Here is a 455-nt window from a genome sequence, read left to right as displayed (position 1 = left end):
TGTGTGCGCTGGTAATCCTGGTGCTGGCCTTCCTGATCAAAACGCCCTGCCCAGCCGGGTCGTTTAAAGGTGTAGTCCTTGGTCACCACGGAAGAAGGGCGGATTTGTGCGCTGTAGCGGAACTGGCTGATGCATAGGGTGCTCACCTCGGTACGGGTGTTCGGGTTCCAGGGGATCTCAAAGGACTCCGGCAGATAACGTACGGTGTCGCACAGGACCAGGCTCTGGTCGGTACTTTTTTGCGCGTGCTCCTCATAAAAGCAGATGCCTTCCTCCGCCGCCATCCGGCACAGGAAATCGTAATCAGTTTCGCCGTACTGGACACAAAACTCACGGGAAGGATGCGGCTCGCTGAACAGCGGACTCCACTCGGTCACACCGTTTTCTTTCAGGATCGTCGCGAGTATGCTTTCGATGTCCTCATTCTGGAAGATACGGAAGTTCTGGCGCAGCCC

1 protein-coding gene is annotated in these 455 nt (G+C 56.5%); it reads right to left on the bottom strand.

The features are described 5' to 3' along the window. Positions 1-455 (bottom strand): contractile injection system protein, VgrG/Pvc8 family (locus tag FQZ95_RS07865; RefSeq protein ID WP_272917190.1); only part of this gene is annotated, 455 nt, incomplete at both ends.

It is taken from the genome of Escherichia sp. HH41S, from assembly GCF_009820115.1.
In the GTDB taxonomy this organism is placed as follows: domain Bacteria; phylum Pseudomonadota; class Gammaproteobacteria; order Enterobacterales; family Enterobacteriaceae; genus Escherichia; species Escherichia coli_F.
Note: the sequence above shows the minus strand (reverse complement) of the source record. Positions and strands in the feature narration are given on the sequence as shown.